Origin of the sequence: Pseudomonas sp. GV047 (assembly GCF_003058245.1) — a bacterium.
Taxonomy (GTDB): domain Bacteria; phylum Pseudomonadota; class Gammaproteobacteria; order Pseudomonadales; family Pseudomonadaceae; genus Aquipseudomonas; species Aquipseudomonas marginalis.
In genome coordinates, this window is record NZ_QCWA01000007.1 from 15333 (window position 1) to 33561 (window position 18229).

Consider the following 18229-nt stretch of genomic DNA (forward strand, 5'->3'; position numbering starts at 1 on the left):
TTCCTACCCCCGCCTAAAGTAATCGACCCCCAGGCCGATAGAGATCGCAAATCTCTTACTCTCGGACACTTGGCATGCTTATCAACATCAGCACTACCGCCTCCGTAGCAAGCACCCCAAGCACTGTCAGCTCGACGGCTGCCGCGACCGAGGAAAGTACAAGCAGCGCAGGCGGCACGACCGTCAACATGCACGCTGATTCCAATGGTGCGGCAGGTGTAAGTGGCGGTGGCGGTGGCCAAGCCTCCTCGCTCTCGAAGGAGTCCGATACCGTCAAAGAATTGAAGAAGCAGATCGAGCAGTTGCAAAAGCAGCTTCAAGCGCAGCAGCAAGCCTTGCAGAAAGCTCAGTCCAGCAACCAGAGTGCAGAAGCCAAAGCGGCGGCAGTAGCGGCGGCGCAGATGCAGATCGCCGGCACTGCGGCAGCGTTGCAGACAGTGACTTCCGCACTGTTGCAGGCAGTCACCGATGAGGGCAACAGCACGTCGGGTTCGATGGTCAGTACCACCGCCTGATACTGGCAACAGTGTGTTGAGTCGCAGCCTTCACTGTCGATTCAACACACTTTCTCCCGCTCCCACCGTCAAGCGATATACATCCACCAGCGCCCACGCTCCCAGCAGCGCCACGCCGACGAACGCCACGCGAAAATCCCCGACCTGTGCCTGCATCTCATGCCCCTGCAGGGTCATGGATGCCCGTAGCAGCAGCGCCGCCACCGTTACGCCCATCCCCATGGCCAGCTGGAATGACATGCTGAACAGCGCCGAGGCCTCACTCATGCGCGGTTTGGGCACATCCGCGAAGCCGATCGAGTTGTAGCAGGTGAACTGCATCGAGCGGGACAACCCTCCCGCAAACAACACGGCCGCGATCAGCACAAATGGGGTCTGCACCGTGAAAAGCGCGCAAGCGGCTATCGACACCACGCCGATTATCCCGTTCACCAGCAAGACCCGGCGAAACCCATAGCGGCGCATGATGGCCGTGGTGAACGGCTTCATCGCCAGATTGCCAGCGAATACCGCCAGCACCAGCAAGCCTGCGTCCACCGGGGACAAGCCAAAGGCGACTTGAAACAGCAGCGGCAGCAGGAACGGCAGGGCGCTGATGGCCAGGCGAAACAGCGAGCCGCCATAGATGCTCACACGAAATGTATCGATGGACAGGGTCTCGAGCGGCAATAACGGGTCGCTGGCATGGCGGCAATGGTGCACGGCCCACACTGCCAGCGCGATGCCTGCCGCGACCAGCACGGCGCCTGGAATAAGGCGTTCACCGGTCTCGTTACCCAGCCATTCCAGCCCGCCCAGCAGGGCCACACAGGCGCCTGCCAGCAGTACAAACCCCTTGGCATCGAACTGGCGCACGCTGGCTTCACGGTCTTCCGGTACCAGCCACAGTGCGGCGGCCAATGCCAGCGCACCCAGCGGCAGATTCACGTAGAAGATCCATGGCCACGATGCATGCGTCACGATCAAGCCGCCGACCAGCGGCCCCAGAATCGGCGCGACCAGGCCGGGCCAGGTAATGATCGCGATCATGTTCACCAAGTCTTTCTTATCCGTATTACGCAGCACGGCCAGGCGCCCCACGGGCACCATCAATGCGCCGCCCATGCCCTGCAGGACGCGGGCGAACACGAACATCTCGATACTTTGGCTGAGCCCGCAGAGCAGCGAGGCGAGGGTGAACAGGATGATTGCGCCAGCGAATACCCGGCGCGCACCAAAGCGGTCGGCGACCCAGCTGGACAGCGGTATGAAGATCGCCACGGCGAGGATATAGGCGGTGATGCCGATGTTCATGTCGACCGGTGTCACGCCAAAGGCCGAGGCCATGGTTGGCAGCGCGGTGGCGATAACCGTGGCGTCGAGGTTCTCCATGAAGAAGGTTACGGCGACCACCAGGGCGATCAGGTGAGTTCGCGTGCTGAGGGCGGTGCCTGGAGTGGATGATGTCACCGTTGCTCCCCTGGGTGGATGATGGTCGCTCGGGTTAACGATACCGGCTCTGGCTTGAGCGCACACGTGACGATAGTTAGGTTTTCCCGAAGTGGTCGACAGATGTCTAAGTGCCATCATGAATGTACAATCGCTTTTGATCGATTTGCGATCAAGCCAATGACGGCGAGAGGGAGTGGTAGGTATGAGTGTTCGTTTAGCTGTGGGAATGGCGGCGTTGATGGTGCTGGCGGGATGCGCCACTAGTCGGTCCGAGATTGATGTCAATGTTGCGCCGTTGAGTAACGTGCAAGCCTCTGCCAGCAATGGCAAAAAAGTGCTGATCAGTACGGTGGACGAGCGCATCTTTCAAATCGACCCTCGTAGTCCGGATATTCCTTCGTTGAAGAATAACGAAGTTACGGACAGAGCCATCACTGAGCGCGCCATCGCCCGTAAGCGTAACGGGTATGGCATGGCGCTTGGCGATGTGCTGCTCCCGTCAGGCCGTACACTTTCTCAATTGATCAATGAATCGGTAGCCTCGGCCTATAAGCAGGCCGGTTATGACGTCGTAAGCGAGCCAGGCGCTGCTGATGCGGCGACGGTGAAGGTTCATATCGTAGAGTTCTGGTCCTGGTTCACTCCCGGCTTTTTCTCCGTTGACGTCACTAGCAAGTCCCTTCTGCGCATTGAAACTCCAGGCGCAAAGGTAATGAATATAGTCACCCGTCAAAGCGAGAGCATGCAGGCCGTGACGGAGAGCGATTGGAAGAAAATTACCGAGGCAGGTCTGCTGGAGGTGTCACGGGAGACATTCAAGCAGCTTTGACGCTAACCGATCTGGCGTGAGTGAATACTTGGGGGCAACCAATGGGCTGCCCCTTTTTTATCAACCAATAGTGAGCGGTTTTTCAATCCAGCACAGAGCGCTGCAAGGGAGATTGCAATGGAAGTTTCTTACAACGTGTCTGAGCAGGATCGCCAGGCAATTCTCAAACCATTGAGGAGCTACAACCTGAGACATACCGGTGAAATGGCCTTCGAAACGATCGGAATCTTGCTGCGCGACCCCGTGACTCAAGAAGTGGTCGGCGGTCTCTACGGTAAAGTTTCCTATGGATGGATGTTCATAGAACTCTTGAGTATCCCGGATTCGATGCGCGCCCAAGGCATGGGCACCCGCTTGATGCTGGCTGCTGAAGAGGCGGCCCTGCTTAAGGGGTGCGTGGGTATGTGGCTGGACACGTTCAGCTTCCAGGCGCCTGGGTTTTATCGCAAGTTAGGCTTCAGTGAGTTTGGCCATATGGCCGATTACCCGCCAGGTCATCAGCGCTGCTTTTTCCAGAAGCGCCTTGGATGACATGTTGGGCGTCATCCAAGGCGGGGCGCCTTACTTGGCCTTGGCGCTCTTGATGTCACTGATCAACTGCTTGGCAATCGCCTGAACCTGCTTCTGCGTCATGGCTGAGGCGATCCCTTCCCAGGCCGACGAGGAGGTGTCATAGGTGCGCGAGCCGATCGGCGCGCCGGATTTCAGGTCGGAGAAGTCGGCGCGGGAGAACACCCAGGCGTTACCCACCAGCGCGCCGGCGACATAGCGTGAACCTGGCTCGATGTAGCGGAACTTGCTCACGCTGATGGCGATGCCGACACCGTCCTGGTCACTCTTGGTCACCGAGGGCGTTTCCGTGACATTGAAGCCGGCCTGGCGGGCTTCCACTTGGAGTGCATTATTCCAGTCGCGCTTGAGCAGGTTCCAGTCGGGGTTCTGTTCAAGCTGGCCTTCGCCTTTGATGCTGACCACCAGGTTTTGCTTGGCGGATTCCGGGATCGCCAGTTCACCGCTGCCGCCACTTTTTACCTTGGCGGCACAACCGCCCAGCATGGACAAGGCGACGGCGCAGGAGAGGGCGATCAGGATTTTTTGGGTTTTCATTGAATGTCCATATCCACAACAGTGATGAGGGCGCCTTGTAAATAGGCGGTGCCAAGATGCGCGAATCCCTTGCAGCCTGTCTACAACTTGTTACCTGCACCCCCCTCAATTACCCACAAAATTTATTGGTTTGCAGCAACAATTTTTCTTGTTGGACACCTCCCGCTCCCAGGCAGCACAGTTGCCGCCACTGACGCTCGCCCTGACGGGCCAACAATAAAAAACCGAGCCGACTGCACGCCACTTCCTGCTGTGAACCCTTTGTTCACATCCTGCTGTAATGGCGCCGCAGCGCGCACTTAAGGACCTCTCCGCCATGCAAACTGTTGTGAACTTATGGCCGTTGATCGGCGTACTTGTGATCGTGGTTGGCTTTGTTTTGCGTTTCAACCCGCTGTTGGTGGTCACCGCCGCAGCTATCGCCACCGGGCTCGCTGCCCACTTCCCGCTGGAGAAAATCCTCGCCACTATGGGGGATGGTTTCCTACAGACTCGCGCCCTGCAATTGATCCTGTTGTTGCCCCTCGCCGTCATCGGTCTGCTGGAGCGCCACGGCTTGCGCCTGCACGCGCAGAACTGGATTGCGCGGTTTGAGCGCGCCACGGTCGGACGCCTGCTGATCATCTATCTGTTTGTGCGCGAATCCACCGCAGCCATGGGCTTGACCAGCCTCGGCGGGCACCCGCAGATGGTGCGCCCACTGCTGGCACCGATGGCCGAAGGCGCGGCGGAAAAGCGCTACGGCAAACTGCCGGACAAACTGCGTCACAAGGTGTTGGCCATGTGTGCGGCCACCGATAACGTCGGCCTGTTTTTTGGTGAGGACATCTTCGTCGCCTTTGGTGCGATTGCCTTGATGCATACCTTCCTGCTCGGTTCGGGGATTGATGTGGAGCCGCTGCACATTGCGGTGTGGGGCATTCCTACGGCGATTTGCGCCTTTATCATTCACGCGCTCCGACTTCATCGGTTTGACCGAAGACTGACCCGCGAGATGACGACCGCCGCGAACCCTGTGGAGGCCGCGCAATGATCATCTCTATCCAATACCTGTACTGGCTCGCCGGGATCCTGCTGCTGATCACCGCCGGCATGATCCTGTTGGATCGAAGCCATCCCAAGCGCTGGTCCAGCGCACTGTTCTGGCTGCTGTTTGCCATCCCGTTCCTGGTGGGGGAGCGCCTGCCCTCGGTGGTGGTCGGTGCGGGAGTGGTGGTGATGGCGCTGATCGCCGGCCTGGGCGGCGTCGGCCGTGGCACCCATGCTGAGTTGCATGACAAGGCTTCGCGCGCCAGTGCCGGCCGCCTCGGGCACAAGCTGTTTATCCCGGCGCTGGCGATCCCCCTGACCACCGTGATCGGTTCGGTCTTGCTCAAGCACACCGAGATTGGCGGGGTACCGCTGCTGGATCCGAAAAACACCACCTTCGTGTCCCTCGGCATCGGCTGCCTGATCGCCCTCGGCCTGGCGTGCTGGCTGACCCGTGATACCCCGGTGCAAGCCTTGCGCGAATCCCGGCGACTCACCGAGGCCCTGGGCTGGGCCATGGTGCTGCCGCAGATGCTGGCGATGCTTGGCCTGCTGTTCAATGAAGCCGGTGTCGGCACGGCTGTCGCCCATGTCACCACCACCTACATCAACCTGGATTTCAAGTTGGTGGCGGTCATGGTGTACGTGCTGGGCATGGCGCTGTTTACGGTGATCATGGGCAATGGCTTCGCGGCGTTCCCGGTGATGACCGGGGGCGTCGGCGTGCCGGTGCTGGTGGGTATCTACGGCGGTAACCCGGCGGTGATGGCCGCCATCGGTATGTTCTCCGGCTACTGCGGTACGCTGATGACGCCGATGGCGGCCAACTTCAATATCGTGCCGGCGGCGTTGCTGGAGTTGCCGGACAAGAACGCGGTGATCAAGGCGCAACTACCGACCGCGTTGATGATGCTGGTGGTCAATATTGTCCTGCTTTATGTGTTGATGTGAGGCGACGATGCGAACTGTATTGCTGACGGGGTTCGAGCCCTTTGATCAAGACCTGGTGAATCCTTCCTGGGAAGCGGTGCGCCAGTTGGATGGCGTGCAACTCGACGATGATGTGCGGATTGTTGCGCGCCGATTGCCCTGTGCGTTTGCCACGGCGGGTGAGTGCCTGCTCCAACTGATCAGTGAACTGCGTCCGGCGATGGTTATCGCCACTGGGTTGGCCCCCGGGCGCAGCGAAATATCTATCGAGCGGGTGGCGATCAACGTCAACGATGCACGCATCCCCGATAATCTGGGGGAGCAACCCATCGACACGGCGGTGGTGGTCGGCGGCCCGGCGGCGTACTTTTCGACGCTGCCGATCAAGGCCATGGCCAGGGCGGTGCGCGAAGCAGGGATTGCGGTGTCGGTATCGCAGACGGCGGGTACATTCGTGTGCAACCAGGTGTTCTACCGCTTGCAGCACGAACTCGCGGGCACCGGTGTACGCAGTGGTTTTATCCACGTGTCGAGGGATCTTGGCGCGGGCCTTGTCGATGGGCTGCGCATCGCGGTGTCGGCGGCGTGGAATACCCCGGTGGATGTGCTGGAAGTGGGTGGTCAGGTGAGTTGACGTCCCCCGGGGTGCGATAACCTCGACTACAGTTCAGCTACATTCCTGTGTTGGATTATCGCCATGATCAAGTGCCCGAAATTCGTATCTGTTGCGCTTTCGCTTGTGTTGTTTGCCGCTGGCGGTATGGCCCTGGCTGACCCAGGCAATGGCAAGGGGCAAGGCAACGATAAAGGCAATGGTCACGGCGGGCAGGGGCATGACAAGCCCAAGGGCAAAGGTGCAGCAGGCAGTCATGGCCCCAGCGTCGACCGTGGCAGCGTGCTGAATGTGTTGGGCGGTTATCGCGACTACTGGAGCCCTGGGCCCGCCTTGCCGCCAGGCATCCAGAAGAACCTGGCCCGCGGCAAGCCGCTGCCGCCGGGCATTGCCAAGAAGCTGGACGGGCGTTTGTTGGGCCGCTTGCCCCATTACGAGGGATACGAGTGGCAGCAGGCGGGCACCGACTTGATACTGGTGGCCATCGCGACGGGCATCATCTACGAAGTCCTCAATGGCGCCCTCGATTGAGCTGGCGGTGTCGACCGCATGGCGCTCGACCTGCCGTGTTATTGCCGGCGTCGTTGGCGTTTACAAGCCGCCGGGTGATCCGTAGATTGCATTGCGTCGATTATTCGTTTCAGCTCACGAGGAAACCCCGCAGTGTCCATCCGAGGTTCAGCCGTATTTGCCCGCCCTTACCGCGCCTTTCTGTTCGATATGGATGGGACTCTGCTCAATTCGATTGCCGCCGCCGAGCGGGTATGGAGTATCTGGGCTGAACGCCATGGGCTGGAGGTGGCGACGTTCCTGGCCACCATCCATGGCGCCCGGGCGATCGACACCATCACGCGCCAGGCCTTGCCCGGCGTCGACCCGGAGGTTGAAGCGCAGTGGATTACCGAGGCTGAAATCAATGATGTGCAAGGTGTCGTTGCGATTGCCGGGGCCGTCGAGTTTCTGAACCGCTTGCCCGGCGATCAGTGGGCGCTGGTCACCTCTGCACCCAGGGAACTGGCGTTGCGTCGACTGCAAGCGGCGGGTATTACGCCGCCAGCGGTGCTGGTCACGGCTGAAGACGTGGCTATCGGCAAGCCGAACCCTGCGTGTTATGTGCTCGGTGCGCAGCGCCTGGGGGTGTCGACGCAGGATTGCCTGGTGTTTGAGGATGCGGCGGTGGGCATCCGTGCAGGGGAGGCGGCTGGAGCGGATGTGATGGTCGTGACCTCGACGCACCTCAAGCCCATGGCGACGGAGCATCCTTCGATCGATGGGTATGAACAGCTGCAGGTGCAACGCAGCGCTGATGGCTTGCTGTACTTGGCGCGCGCGACGGGCTGACGCAGCAAGGCCGAGCCGGCTACCGGACTCGGCCTGTTTCGCGGGTGGCTGGATCAGGCGACGCCTGCATTCGATCACTGCGCATGCCTTGGCGTGACAGCACCATCTCCCTGAGAATCTCGTTGGCGAGCCGGGCAATCGCTTCGGCACCGCGATAATGCGCGCGCACGATTCCGGTGATTGCAAAGTGATCGGTTTCCGGACCGCTGAGCACGGCCGAGAGGGTGCCGTCGGCGTGCAGCGTACAGGTGACCGTGTAGCTGGGCAGGCGGGCTGCCAATTCAGATTCGATTTGGGTTTTAGTGAGCGTGTCCATCTGTACCGGCACCTTCTACTGACTGTGCAAACACACCCAAGGATAGGTCCTGCTGCGAGGCTGTAAATACCAGCGATCTGAAAGCGAATCGGGGGTGGGCGTCAGCGTACGGTTTTGCGCACGATGCGTTGGCACAACTTGCGCTGCACGGCTATCTGGATGGGCTTGAGGCAGAACATGAACAGGTAGCCACACAGCAGGAGTACCAGGTCCAGCCGCGAACGGGGCGCTTCGGCGCCCTCTATTTCAAGCTTCAGGCCATATTCCAAGCCGACAAAGACCAGCCCCGTCAGCAGGGCGATCATCCAGGATCTGGAGAAAAATGGCTGGGCATTGCCTGGCAGCATCGACGTGCTCCTAAGTGCACACGGATGGCGGGGTATCAGTCAGAGGATTCGGTTGCAAAGGGTGTAATAAGTTCCAGGCGTGAAGATAGTTTCATCTTGATGCATGGATGGGCATGCGGCAAAAAGCGCTTCGCGCGACACAGACAAAAGCAGACCGATGAGGTTTTCGCCAGCCGTTACAGTGAACGAAAGGGCTGGCTACTGAGGGCGCTTCAAGGCGTCTGGTTTTTGTCCGGAGCGGACAGGCCGGCCTGGATGCGCTGGTAAATCTCCTCGCGATGCACGGCAACATCCTTGGGTGCGTTGATGCCGATTCGTACTTGCTGGCCGCTGACGCCCAGGATGGTGATCGTAATGTCATCACCGATGTTTATGCTTTCACCGACTTTGCGGGTGAGTATAAGCATGGACTTCTCCTTGATTACTTTTAAGGACACATGTTTCAGACAGGGCAGGTGTCGTATGTGTGTAGCTTACTGCTAAGCGCGTCCCTGTGACTGCCTCTTTTAGGACGCATAGAGGCGACATTAATTCCCATGGCGGCATCATACAGGTCTGGGATACATCATTCGCATTGTTTAAGCCAATGTTTATGACGGCCAGAATAGACAGTGAATGATAAAGTCGCCTCTTTATCCGTTGAAGGAGCAGGGCAGTGCGTAAAGTAGCGATGGCAATTGCGGTGTTGGCATTGGCCGGTTGCGGTGAAGGCAAAAGCGTCGATGCCGCCAAGGCCAAGCCTGCCGTAACCGAAAGCCAGCCACAAACCGGCGCGATTGCTGCCCAGGAATGGGACCTGCGAGTAGGCCCGCCGGACCATAAGCTGCAGGCAATCACCGACCTGACCGCCTGGTTGCTCGAACACGGGTTCAGTTTTTACATCGTGAAGGTCGACGGCAAGGACGAAGTGCTGCTGGGGCCATTTGCAACCAGGGCCGAGGCCGAAGCCAAGCAGACGCTGCTCAACGAGAAGATGGCGCGGGCCAAGAAAACCGACACGGTGTCCGAGATCATCGAGCACAAGACCGCGCAGTAACCGCTGATTGGGCGGCAGTGCCGCCCCTGTTCAACCGCAGGCTTTCAGGTTAACCGGGCCGACAAACTCATTGCCGCGCCCCATCACGCACGCCACCGTCTGGTTCCGCTGGCGCTCCCAGGCTTGTACCGGATAGGTCTTGTTCCAGGCTTCGTACAACTGGCGATCCTGTTTCGACAGGCGCAAGCCGTACTGCTTGCTCATGTAGAAATACGTGCGTGCGATCATCCCGCGAATGGACGGGCGCGGCATGACCTTCTTGGCCTTGAAATCCACCTGGGTCAGGCACGAACCGTATTGCCCGCTTTGCACCGGCAGCCAGCCAAAACTGAAGTTACTTCGATCTCCATTGACCTCGCCGATGCTCGGCACCAGGTTGTGCAGATCCGCTTCGGCACGCTTGAATACGTCGTCATGGCGGGTGCAGTTCTTGCGTCCACCGTCTTGCCAGCACTGGCGCTGATGGCCGATCTGCCAGGCTGGAACAATGTGCTCCCACTCGATGCGCGCGGCACGGTTGGCGTTTTTGCGTGGGATGTAGCCGCAGGCTTTCAGGTCAACGCGGTTGCCGGTGTATTTGCAGCCGCAATAGAACTCGGTGGATTGTGGCGCGTACAACTTCCAGGCAACCTTTTTGGCTTCGCTGAAGGTTCGGGGCGCCTGGGCATGGGCAGTGACAGCAAAAAGCAGGCAGCACACAGCAATAAAACGGGCACTCATTGAATCAATCTTCCTTCGGCACAACCCAGAAAATCTGCACGCCGCCGTCATCCCGATAGGCGAGGGTGACGTTGTCGTTCTCCGCGATTTCCTCCAGCAAGCGCTGCCACTCGTCTTCTGGCTCGTCCGGCAAGCGGAAGATCAAGGCTGCCTTGGCTTTTTGAGCGTTGGTGGAGTTGATGATCTTTTGCACACGAATGGCCAGGCGTTCGTAGGCATCAGGTGGGGTTAGGGCTACGGAAGAGGACTTTGCCACGGAGTGCTCCTTAATAAGCTGTACGTGCATACAGTATTTAACTGTAGGCAATTTCGCAACTGCTTAAAATTCAATAAGTTCGTCTGACGGCGGTTTAGGCGAGTTGGTGTAAGGCGGGGAGGTGTTGGTTGCGGGATTTACACATGAAGTAGAGGCGGGTAAACCCGCCTCTACAGAGATGCCAGCAGGAATCAATATTCCCAGAACATCCGTTGCAGTTCTTTGCTGTCCTGGGTCTTGGTCAGGGCGACCATCGCCAGAATCCGCGCTTTCTGCGGGTTCAGGTCGAGGGCGGCGACCCAGTCGTACTTGTCGTCCGGCTGTTCGGCATTACGCAGCACCATGCCCCCGGCATTCACGTGGGAAGAACGGATGATCTGCACACCTTGCTTGCGCAATTCCACCAGCGCAGGAACCACTTTGGACGACACCGAACCATTGCCGGTGCCGGCGTGGATGATGGCTTTGGCGCCAGCCTGGGCCAGTGCCTTGTAGGCGGTGTCGCTCACGTTACCGTAGCCGTAGGCGATTTCAACATCGGGCAGGCTCTTGATGTTCTTGATGTCGAATTCCGAGTCCATGGTGTGACGCTTGGCCGGCAGGCGGAACCAGTAGGACTTGCCTTCAACGACCATGCCCAGCGGGCCCCATGGGCTCTTGAAGGCTTCGGTCTTGATATTGATCATCTTGCTGACGTCGCGACCCGATTGGATCTCGTCGTTCATGGTCACCAGTACGCCTTTTCCGCGTGCATCCTTGCTGCCGGCCACGGCGACGGCGTTGTACAGGTTGAGCATGCCGTCGGCCGACATGGCGGTGCCTGGGCGCATGGAGCCGACCACCACGATAGGCTTGTCGGTTTTTTCCACCAGGTTCAGGAAGTAGGCGGTCTCTTCCAGGGTGTCGGTACCGTGGGTGATCACGATGCCGTCCACGTCCTTGCTGTCGGCCAGTTCGGCGACGCGGCGACCCAGTTGCAGCAGGTTCTCGTTGTTGATGCTTTCGGACGCAATTTGCATCACTTGCTCGCCACGCACATTGGCGATCTGGCTAAGCTCAGGAACTCCGGCGATCAATTGCTCGATACCGACTTTGGCAGCCTGGTACGTCGCACTGTTGGCGGCGCTGGCGCCCGCGCCGGCAATGGTGCCGCCGGTGGCGAGGATCACCACGTTGGACAGTTTGGTCTTGGATTCAACCTCCTTTGCCTGGGCGGCAACGGGGAACAGCAGCAGAAGGGCCAACGCCCCCGGAACAAAGTTCTTCAATGCAGATTTCATTATTTTTCTCTCTGGTTTTTGATGAGTGCTGTAGCAGGTTCATCTAGAACACCTGGGCATTGCTGAATGCCTCCAGGCGCTGTGTAGGAGCAGGATCTGTACCATGCCGAATATGTTCGAGCATATAAATTAACTTGTTGATATATATAAATTTTTACTGATTGAGCGATGAGGTTTTGCTTGCTGGGTGTCCGGCTTTCCGAACAACCTGGGGTGTGGCGTTCGGTTGTCCGAAAGTTATGACGAAAGAATCCTGAGTGCCGCGCCAAACCTGTCGTTTCAGAGAACGACCGAACGTGGCAGATGTTTAGGAGCGGCCTTCGCAGGACGGGAGAGCCGGGGCTGTAGGTCTTGCATGAAAGGCCATGTTCTACCGTTGACAAATCTCGACAAGGTTCTCATAGTTTGGCTAACGCAAACGTTTGCGAGATGTTTCACGAGACCCTCATTAGAGTCTCCTGCCAGCTCGTATCAGCCACCCGGGTGGGAGGGCCGCCGAAGCACACTTCGGTGCACGCGTTGCTCACAATAATCATAAGATCGGAGTGAACCCATGAAGCTGCCATTCGCCGGACGTCTTCTTGCTGTCGCTGTGCTTGCTGCCGCATCCGCCGCCTTACCTTTCTCCTCTGCATTCGCTGATGACGCTGCCGCCAAACCCAAGGTCGGCCTGGTGATGAAGTCCCTCGCCAACGAATTTTTCGTGACCATGCAGGACGGTGCCAAGGCGTATCAGAAAGACCACGCCGCCGATTTCGACATGATCACCAACGGCATCAAGGACGAAACCGATACCAGTGCGCAAATCGGTATCGTCAAGCAGATGATCCTGGCCAAGGTCAATGCCATCGTTATCGCGCCTGCTGATTCCAAGGCCCTGGTAAAAGTGCTTGAGGATGCCTCTAAAGCCGGGATCAAGATCGTCAACATCGATAACCGCCTGGACCCGGACGTGCTGAAAAGCAAAAACCTCGATATTCCCTTCGTCGGCCCCGACAACCGCAAAGGCGCCAAACTGGTGGGCGACTACCTGGCCAAGCAACTGGCTGCCGGCGACAAGGTCGGCATTATCGAAGGCGTACCGACCACCACCAACGCCCAGCAGCGCACCGCGGGCTTCAAGGATGCGATGGACGCTGCCGGTATGAAGATCGTTTCCACCCAGTCCGGCAACTGGGAAATTGACCAGGGCCAGAAAGTGGCCTCGGCCATGCTCAGCGAACACCCGGACCTCAAGGCGCTGCTGGCCGGTAACGACAACATGGCCCTGGGCGCCGTCTCCGCCGTACGTGCGGCAGGCAAGGCCGGTAAGGTGCTGGTGGTGGGTTATGACAACATCGACGCCATCAAGCCGATGCTGCAGGACGGTCGTGTGCTGGCGACCGCCGACCAGGCGGCTGCGCAGCAAGCGGTGTTCGGTATCCAGAACGCCCTCAAGCTGGTCAAGGGTGAGAAAGTCGATGCCAAGGACGGCATGATCGAAACCCCGGTCGAACTCGTCCTCAAGAAGTAATCCTGGCAGCACCCAACAGCGTCCGCCCGTCCTGGGCGGACGCCTGGAGATTTTCCTATGTCATCTTCCGCCCCGAACGCTGTCCTCTCGGTCAGCGGTATCGGTAAGACCTATGCCCAACCGGTTCTGGCCGACATTACCCTCACGCTTAACCGGGGTGAAGTACTGGCGCTGACCGGTGAAAACGGCGCGGGCAAGAGTACCTTGTCGAAGATCGTCGGTGGGCTGGTCACCCCGACCACCGGGCACATGCAATTCCAGGGGCAGGATTACCGTCCGGCCAGCCGTACCCAGGCTGAAGCGTTGGGCGTGCGCATGGTCATGCAGGAACTCAATCTGCTGCCGACGCTGACCGTCGCTGAAAACCTGTTTCTGGATAACCTGCCCAGCCACTGTGGCTGGATCAGCCGCAAGCAATTGCGCAAGGCTGCGATCGAGGCCATGGCTCAAGTCGGCCTGGACGCCATCGACCCGGACACTCTGGTCGGTAGCCTCGGCATCGGCCATCAACAGATGGTCGAGATCGCCCGCAACCTGATCGGCGACTGCCATGTACTGATCCTCGACGAGCCCACCGCGATGCTCACGGCCCGCGAAGTAGAGATGCTGTTTGAGCAAATCACCCGCCTGCAGGCCCGGGGCGTGGCGATCATTTATATTTCGCACCGGCTCGAAGAACTGGCCCGTGTCGCCCAGCGCATTGCGGTACTGCGCGACGGCAAGCTGGTCTGCGTCGAGCCGATGGCCAATTACAACAGCGAACAACTGGTCACCTTGATGGTGGGCCGGGAGTTGGGTGAACACATCGACCTGGGGGCGCGCAGCCTCGGCGGCCCGGCCCTGACCGTGAAGGGCCTGACCCGCTCGGACAAGGTCCGCGACGTATCCTTTGAAGTGCGTGCCGGTGAGATCTATGGCATCTCCGGCCTGATCGGCGCCGGTCGTACAGAGCTACTGCGTCTTATCTTCGGTGCCGACCTGGCCGACAGCGGCACTGTGGCTTTGGGTTCGCCGGCCCGGGTGGTGAGTATTCGCTCGCCAGTGGATGCCGTGGGTCATGGCATTGCCCTGATCACCGAAGACCGCAAGGGCGAAGGGCTGCTGCTGACCCAGTCGATCAGTGCGAATATCGCATTGGGCAACATGCCGGAAATTTCCGCTGGCGGCCTGGTTAATAGCCGCGATGAAACTGCCTTGGCCAAGCGCCAGATCGATGCCATGCGGATCCGCAGTTCCAGCCCGGCGCAATTGGTGTCCGAACTGTCCGGTGGCAACCAGCAGAAAGTGGTGATCGGCCGCTGGCTGGAGCGCGACTGCTCGGTGATGCTGTTCGACGAGCCCACCCGCGGCATCGATGTCGGTGCCAAGTTCGACATTTATGCCTTGCTGGGTGAATTGACTCGCCAGGGCAAGGCGCTGGTGGTGGTGTCCAGCGACCTGCGTGAACTCATGCTGATCTGCGACCGCATCGGCGTGCTGTCCGCCGGGCGCTTGATCGAAACCTTCGAGCGCGACAGCTGGACCCAGGACGAATTGCTTGCCGCCGCCTTTGCCGGCTATCAGAAACGTGATGCGCTGCTCAACGACGCAGTGCTTAGGGATACCCCATGAAACTAACAACTTTCCCCGGTAAAACCGGCGGCAACTTCTACGGCCTTGGCACCTACCTGGGGCTGGCCGGTGCATTGCTGGCGATGATCGCGCTGTTTTCGGTGCTCAGTGATCACTTCCTGTCCTATGACACGTTCAGCACCCTGGCCAACCAGATTCCTGACCTGATGGTGCTGGCGGTGGGCATGACCTTCATCCTGATCATCGGCGGTATCGACCTGTCGGTGGGCTCGGTACTGGCGTTGGCGGCATCGGCGGTCAGCGTGGCGATTCTCGGGTGGGGCTGGAGTGTCTTGCCGGCGGCCTTGCTCGGCATGGGGTGCGCCGCGTTGGCCGGCACTATCACCGGCTCGATCACGGTGGCCTGGCGCATTCCCTCGTTTATCGTGTCCCTCGGCGTGTTGGAAATGGCCCGGGGCGTCGCGTACCAGATGACCGGCTCGCGCACGGCCTATATCGGCGATTCGTTTGCGTGGCTGTCCAACCCGATCGCCTTCGGCATTTCGCCGTCGTTTATCATCGCTTTGCTGGTGATCATTGCCGCCCAACTGGTATTAACCCGCACCGTATTCGGTCGTTACCTGATCGGTATCGGCACCAACGAAGAAGCCGTGCGCCTGGCCGGGATCAATCCCAAGCCGTACAAGATCCTGGTGTTCAGTCTCATGGGCCTGCTGGCCGGTGTGGCGGCGTTGTTCCAGATTTCGCGCCTGGAAGCGGCAGACCCGAATGCCGGTGCCGGCCTCGAGCTGCAAGTGATCGCCGCAGTGGTGATCGGCGGCACCAGCCTGATGGGCGGGCGTGGTTCGGTGATCAGTACCTTCTTCGGTGTGTTGATTATTTCGGTATTGGCCGCCGGCCTGGCGCAGATCGGTGCCACGGAGCCCACCAAGCGCATCATCACCGGTGCCGTGATCGTGATTGCCGTGGTTCTGGATACTTATCGCAGCCGTCGTGCCAGTCGGCGAGGCTGAACCATGGCAACGATCAAGGATGTGGCCGCGATTGCAGGTATTTCCTACACCACCGTGTCCCATGTGGTGAACAAGACGCGCCCGGTGAGCGAGCCGGTACGGATCAAGGTTGAAGCGGCGATCAAGCAACTCGACTACGTGCCCAGTGCCGTCGCGCGTTCGCTCAAGGCCAAGACCACGGCCACCATCGGATTGCTGGTGCCCAACAGCCTCAACCCGTATTTTGCCGAGCTGGCCCGGGGCATCGAGGATTATTGTGAGCGTAACGGCTACTGCGTGATTCTCTGCAACTCCGACGACAACGCGGAAAAACAACGCAGCTATTTGCGGGTGTTGCTGGAGAAGCGTGTTGATGGCTTGATCGTGACTTCGGTAGGCGGTGATGACAGCGGCCTCGCCGCAGGCTTGAGCGCCGTGCGCACGCCCATGGTGATTGTCGACCGGGCGCTGGATGGCATCGATGTCGACCTGGTACGCATCGACCACGAGGAAGGCGCCTACCTGGCGACCCGGCACTTGCTTGAGCTGGGGCATCGGGACATCGCCTGCATCGGCGGCCCGGGCCACACCCGCGTCGCGCAAATGCGCCTGGCGGGTTACCAGCGTGCGCTCCATGAAGCCGGTGTGGCGGTGGTGGCCAATCGCATCCAGGAAAGCGACTTCACCAGCACCGGCGGTTATGCTGCTGCCGTGCAATTGCTGGCGCAGAACCCGCCCAGCGCGATTTTTGCCAGCAACGACATGATCGGCTTCGGCGTGTTGCGCGCGGCGGCGGAGCGCAATATCCGCGTGCCCGGTGAACTGTCGGTGATCGGTTTCGATGACATTCAAATGGGCCGCTACGTGTACCCGGCGCTGACCACGGTCGGGCAGTCGATCCTGCAACTGGGCGAGACCGCGGCCGAGCTTTTACTGCGACGAATTGCAACCCCCCAACTGCCGATCGATCAACGCATCGTGACGCCGAGCATCGTGTTGCGTGAATCGACGGCGCCCGTCGCCGGTGTGTTCGCCCAATACCGCTGAACCGAATTGATGAGTACTGATGTATGCCAGCAAAAGTAGTGGTAATAGGCAGCTTGAACATGGACTTGGTCACCCGCGCGAGTCGGCTGCCCCGTGCCGGTGAGACCCTGGTCGGCCAGACGTTTTCCACGGTGCCTGGCGGCAAGGGCGCCAACCAGGCCGTGGCCTCGGCGCGACTGGGTGCGGATGTGGCAATGATCGGCTGTGTCGGTAGTGATGCCTATGGCACTGAACTGCGTGGCGCCTTGCTGGTGGAGGGTATCGATTGCCAGGCGGTGAGCACCGTGGACGGTTCCAGTGGCGTGGCCTTGATTGTGGTGGACGACAGCAGCCAGAACGCGATCGTGATCGTTGCCGGCAGCAACGGCGAGCTGACACCCGCCTCACTGCAGGCGTCCGATGCGGTGCTGCAGGCCGCCGATGTGATTATCTGCCAGCTGGAAGTGCCGATGGATACCGTGGGCTATACCCTCAAGCGCGGTCGTGAACTGGGCAAGACCGTGATCCTCAACCCGGCGCCGGCCAGCGGCCCGTTGCCTGCCGACTGGTACGCCTCGGTCGACTACCTGATTCCCAACGAAAGCGAAGCCAGCGCACTGAGCGGCGTGACAGTCGACTCCCTCGACAGTGCCAAGGTCGCGGCGACCCACCTGATCAAGGCGGGGGCGGGCAAAGTCATCATCACCCTGGGCGCCCAGGGGGCGTTGTTTGCCGATGGCCAGGGCTTTGAGCACCTGGTGGCGCCCAAGGTCAAGGCGGTGGATACCACCGCTGCCGGCGATACCTTTGTCGGTGGTTTTGCCGCAGCACTGGCCAGTGGCAAAAGCGAAGCCGAGGCCATCCGTTTCGGCCAGGTCGCGGCAGCCTTGTCAGTCACCCGTGCTGGTGCGCAACCCTCCATTCCTACGCTGCATGACGTTCAAGGTTTTGTGCTTTTATGAAAAAGACCCCTCTGCTCAATATCGCCTTGTCGCGTTTGATCGCATCCCTGGGCCATGGTGACATCCTGGTGATCGGCGACGCCGGCCTGCCAGTGCCGCCCGGGGTCGAGTTGATCGACCTGGCGCTGACCCAGGGCATTCCCGACTTCATCAGCACCTTGCGTATCGTGCTCAGTGAAATGCAGGTGGAAAGCCACGTGCTGGCGGAAGAAATCCTGCTCAAGCAGCCACCCGCGCTGACGGAGCTGGATGCTTTGGCTGAACAGGCCGCCCTCGGCGAGCGACGTCTGCTCAGCCATGAACAATTCAAGCAACTGAGCCGTAGCGCGCGCGCTGTCGTGCGTACCGGCGAGTGCCAGCCTTACTGCAATATCGCGCTGGTCTCCGGCGTAACCTTCTAGAGTTTCCCAACGA

The 18229-nt window shown here is 59.8% G+C and carries 23 protein-coding genes; 15 read left to right on the top strand and 8 right to left on the bottom strand.

The genetic code is table 11. The features are described from left to right. Positions 1-74: 74 nt before the first annotated feature. Entirely contained in the window at positions 75-515 is a 441-nt protein-coding gene (locus C8K58_RS18820) for a hypothetical protein (RefSeq protein ID WP_108574060.1), read from the top strand. Between the two features lie 30 nt (positions 516-545). On the opposite strand, the gene C8K58_RS18825 is transcribed toward C8K58_RS18820, so the two are convergent. Continuing rightward, positions 546-1964: a DHA2 family efflux MFS transporter permease subunit gene (locus tag C8K58_RS18825; RefSeq protein ID WP_256592529.1), complete on the bottom strand. Its 1419-nt coding sequence runs from the start codon at positions 1962-1964 to the stop codon at positions 546-548. A gap of 184 nt (positions 1965-2148) precedes the next feature. On the opposite strand from C8K58_RS18825, the gene C8K58_RS18830 reads away from it, so the two are divergent. Next, positions 2149-2775 (top strand): hypothetical protein, encoded by a 627-nt coding sequence (locus tag C8K58_RS18830; protein ID WP_027604085.1) that lies wholly within the window; start codon positions 2149-2151, stop codon positions 2773-2775. A gap of 117 nt (positions 2776-2892) precedes the next feature. Continuing rightward, positions 2893-3306: a GNAT family N-acetyltransferase gene (locus C8K58_RS18835; protein ID WP_027604086.1), complete on the top strand. Its 414-nt coding sequence runs from the start codon at positions 2893-2895 to the stop codon at positions 3304-3306. Positions 3307-3336: 30 nt separating this feature from the next. Here the strand turns inward: C8K58_RS18835 and C8K58_RS18840 are convergent, their stop codons facing one another. After that, on the bottom strand, positions 3337-3882 hold the full coding sequence (locus C8K58_RS18840; protein ID WP_027604087.1) for a DUF4410 domain-containing protein: 546 nt from the start codon (positions 3880-3882) through the stop codon (positions 3337-3339). A gap of 316 nt (positions 3883-4198) precedes the next feature. On the opposite strand from C8K58_RS18840, the gene C8K58_RS18845 reads away from it, so the two are divergent. The 5 genes from C8K58_RS18845 (at position 4199) to C8K58_RS18865 (ending at position 7795) form a co-directional block, all read left to right on the top strand. After that, the gene (locus C8K58_RS18845) at positions 4199-4915 is read left to right on the top strand and encodes a DUF969 domain-containing protein (protein WP_027604088.1); all 717 of its coding nucleotides are present in this window, start codon (positions 4199-4201) and stop codon (positions 4913-4915) included. Beyond that, positions 4912-5862 (top strand): DUF979 domain-containing protein, encoded by a 951-nt coding sequence (locus tag C8K58_RS18850; RefSeq protein WP_027604089.1) that lies wholly within the window; start codon positions 4912-4914, stop codon positions 5860-5862. Before C8K58_RS18845 ends, C8K58_RS18850 begins: the two co-directional genes overlap by 4 nt. 7 nt (positions 5863-5869) lie before the next feature. Then, positions 5870-6475, top strand: a complete 606-nt coding sequence (gene pcp / locus C8K58_RS18855) for a pyroglutamyl-peptidase I (RefSeq protein WP_027604090.1) — start codon at positions 5870-5872, stop codon at positions 6473-6475. Between the two features lie 63 nt (positions 6476-6538). After that, on the top strand, positions 6539-6985 hold the full coding sequence (locus C8K58_RS18860; RefSeq protein ID WP_108574061.1) for an anti-virulence regulator CigR family protein: 447 nt from the start codon (positions 6539-6541) through the stop codon (positions 6983-6985). Between the two features lie 132 nt (positions 6986-7117). Beyond that, on the top strand, positions 7118-7795 hold the full coding sequence (locus C8K58_RS18865) for an HAD-IA family hydrolase (protein WP_027604092.1): 678 nt from the start codon (positions 7118-7120) through the stop codon (positions 7793-7795). Between the two features lie 19 nt (positions 7796-7814). Here C8K58_RS18865 and C8K58_RS18870 read toward each other — a convergent pair whose 3' ends face one another. The 3 genes from C8K58_RS18870 to csrA all read right to left on the bottom strand — a co-directional run bounded on the left by C8K58_RS18870 (position 7815) and on the right by csrA (position 8865). Next, positions 7815-8111 carry a hypothetical protein gene (locus C8K58_RS18870; protein ID WP_027604093.1) on the bottom strand — a complete coding sequence of 99 codons (297 nt, stop codon included), beginning with the start codon at positions 8109-8111 and terminating at the stop codon, positions 7815-7817. A gap of 101 nt (positions 8112-8212) precedes the next feature. After that, entirely contained in the window at positions 8213-8458 is a 246-nt protein-coding gene (locus C8K58_RS18875; RefSeq protein WP_108574062.1) for a hypothetical protein, read from the bottom strand. A gap of 212 nt (positions 8459-8670) precedes the next feature. Then, positions 8671-8865 (bottom strand): carbon storage regulator CsrA, encoded by a 195-nt coding sequence (gene csrA, locus C8K58_RS18880; RefSeq protein WP_027604095.1) that lies wholly within the window; start codon positions 8863-8865, stop codon positions 8671-8673. Between the two features lie 263 nt (positions 8866-9128). Between csrA and C8K58_RS18885 the strand changes: the two genes are divergently transcribed. Beyond that, positions 9129-9494 carry a hypothetical protein gene (locus C8K58_RS18885; protein WP_043293337.1) on the top strand — a complete coding sequence of 122 codons (366 nt, stop codon included), beginning with the start codon at positions 9129-9131 and terminating at the stop codon, positions 9492-9494. Positions 9495-9524: 30 nt separating this feature from the next. On the opposite strand, the gene C8K58_RS18890 is transcribed toward C8K58_RS18885, so the two are convergent. From C8K58_RS18890 to C8K58_RS18900, 3 genes are all read right to left on the bottom strand, one after another. Next, positions 9525-10214 (bottom strand): endonuclease, encoded by a 690-nt coding sequence (locus C8K58_RS18890; protein WP_027604097.1) that lies wholly within the window; start codon positions 10212-10214, stop codon positions 9525-9527. 4 nt (positions 10215-10218) lie between these two features. Further along, positions 10219-10470: a DUF1654 domain-containing protein gene (locus tag C8K58_RS18895; RefSeq protein WP_027604098.1), complete on the bottom strand. Its 252-nt coding sequence runs from the start codon at positions 10468-10470 to the stop codon at positions 10219-10221. Between the two features lie 191 nt (positions 10471-10661). Continuing rightward, positions 10662-11750, bottom strand: a complete 1089-nt coding sequence (locus C8K58_RS18900; protein WP_010209102.1) for an asparaginase — start codon at positions 11748-11750, stop codon at positions 10662-10664. A 553-nt stretch (positions 11751-12303) separates the two neighbouring features. On the opposite strand from C8K58_RS18900, the gene C8K58_RS18905 reads away from it, so the two are divergent. From C8K58_RS18905 to rbsD, 6 genes are read left to right on the top strand one after another with little or no spacing between them, the layout of a single operon-like run. Continuing rightward, positions 12304-13263, top strand: coding sequence for a sugar ABC transporter substrate-binding protein (locus C8K58_RS18905; RefSeq protein WP_092486003.1), 960 nt, complete (start codon positions 12304-12306; stop codon positions 13261-13263). Positions 13264-13320: 57 nt separating this feature from the next. Further along, positions 13321-14874 (top strand): sugar ABC transporter ATP-binding protein, encoded by a 1554-nt coding sequence (locus tag C8K58_RS18910; protein WP_108574063.1) that lies wholly within the window; start codon positions 13321-13323, stop codon positions 14872-14874. Next, positions 14871-15848: an ABC transporter permease gene (locus tag C8K58_RS18915; RefSeq protein ID WP_027604101.1), complete on the top strand. Its 978-nt coding sequence runs from the start codon at positions 14871-14873 to the stop codon at positions 15846-15848. Before C8K58_RS18910 ends, C8K58_RS18915 begins: the two co-directional genes overlap by 4 nt. Positions 15849-15851: 3 nt before the next feature. Continuing rightward, the gene (locus C8K58_RS18920; RefSeq protein ID WP_065940353.1) at positions 15852-16874 is read left to right on the top strand and encodes a LacI family DNA-binding transcriptional regulator; all 1023 of its coding nucleotides are present in this window, start codon (positions 15852-15854) and stop codon (positions 16872-16874) included. Between the two features lie 23 nt (positions 16875-16897). Beyond that, a complete protein-coding gene (gene rbsK, locus C8K58_RS18925) occupies positions 16898-17815 on the top strand; it encodes a ribokinase (RefSeq protein WP_108574064.1) in 918 nt (305 codons plus the stop codon). Next, the gene (gene rbsD, locus C8K58_RS18930) at positions 17812-18216 is read left to right on the top strand and encodes a D-ribose pyranase (RefSeq protein WP_027604104.1); all 405 of its coding nucleotides are present in this window, start codon (positions 17812-17814) and stop codon (positions 18214-18216) included. Before rbsK ends, rbsD begins: the two co-directional genes overlap by 4 nt. The last annotated feature ends 13 nt before the right edge of the window (positions 18217-18229 follow it).

Bases quoted from the DNA above. Each gene is read 5' to 3' on its own strand.
- C8K58_RS18840 (WP_027604087.1), bottom strand. From the start codon at position 3,882: ATGAAAACCCAAAAAATCCTGATCGCCCTCTCCTGCGCCGTCGCCTTG.
- C8K58_RS18870 (WP_027604093.1), bottom strand. From the start codon at position 8,111: ATGGACACGCTCACTAAAACCCAAATCGAATCTGAATTGGCAGCCCGC.
- C8K58_RS18850 (WP_027604089.1), top strand. From the start codon at position 4,912: ATGATCATCTCTATCCAATACCTGTACTGGCTCGCCGGGATCCTGCTG.
- pcp (WP_027604090.1), top strand. From the start codon at position 5,870: ATGCGAACTGTATTGCTGACGGGGTTCGAGCCCTTTGATCAAGACCTG.
- C8K58_RS18905 (WP_092486003.1), top strand. From the start codon at position 12,304: ATGAAGCTGCCATTCGCCGGACGTCTTCTTGCTGTCGCTGTGCTTGCT.
- C8K58_RS18835 (WP_027604086.1), top strand. From the start codon at position 2,893: ATGGAAGTTTCTTACAACGTGTCTGAGCAGGATCGCCAGGCAATTCTC.
- C8K58_RS18885 (WP_043293337.1), top strand. From the start codon at position 9,129: ATGGCAATTGCGGTGTTGGCATTGGCCGGTTGCGGTGAAGGCAAAAGC.
- rbsD (WP_027604104.1), top strand. From the start codon at position 17,812: ATGAAAAAGACCCCTCTGCTCAATATCGCCTTGTCGCGTTTGATCGCA.
- rbsK (WP_108574064.1), top strand. From the start codon at position 16,898: ATGCCAGCAAAAGTAGTGGTAATAGGCAGCTTGAACATGGACTTGGTC.
- C8K58_RS18860 (WP_108574061.1), top strand. From the start codon at position 6,539: ATGATCAAGTGCCCGAAATTCGTATCTGTTGCGCTTTCGCTTGTGTTG.
- csrA (WP_027604095.1), bottom strand. From the start codon at position 8,865: ATGCTTATACTCACCCGCAAAGTCGGTGAAAGCATAAACATCGGTGAT.
- C8K58_RS18915 (WP_027604101.1), top strand. From the start codon at position 14,871: ATGAAACTAACAACTTTCCCCGGTAAAACCGGCGGCAACTTCTACGGC.
- C8K58_RS18920 (WP_065940353.1), top strand. From the start codon at position 15,852: ATGGCAACGATCAAGGATGTGGCCGCGATTGCAGGTATTTCCTACACC.
- C8K58_RS18900 (WP_010209102.1), bottom strand. From the start codon at position 11,750: ATGAAATCTGCATTGAAGAACTTTGTTCCGGGGGCGTTGGCCCTTCTG.
- C8K58_RS18845 (WP_027604088.1), top strand. From the start codon at position 4,199: ATGCAAACTGTTGTGAACTTATGGCCGTTGATCGGCGTACTTGTGATC.
- C8K58_RS18890 (WP_027604097.1), bottom strand. From the start codon at position 10,214: ATGAGTGCCCGTTTTATTGCTGTGTGCTGCCTGCTTTTTGCTGTCACT.
- C8K58_RS18910 (WP_108574063.1), top strand. From the start codon at position 13,321: ATGTCATCTTCCGCCCCGAACGCTGTCCTCTCGGTCAGCGGTATCGGT.
- C8K58_RS18830 (WP_027604085.1), top strand. From the start codon at position 2,149: ATGAGTGTTCGTTTAGCTGTGGGAATGGCGGCGTTGATGGTGCTGGCG.
- C8K58_RS18820 (WP_108574060.1), top strand. From the start codon at position 75: ATGCTTATCAACATCAGCACTACCGCCTCCGTAGCAAGCACCCCAAGC.
- C8K58_RS18875 (WP_108574062.1), bottom strand. From the start codon at position 8,458: ATGCTGCCAGGCAATGCCCAGCCATTTTTCTCCAGATCCTGGATGATC.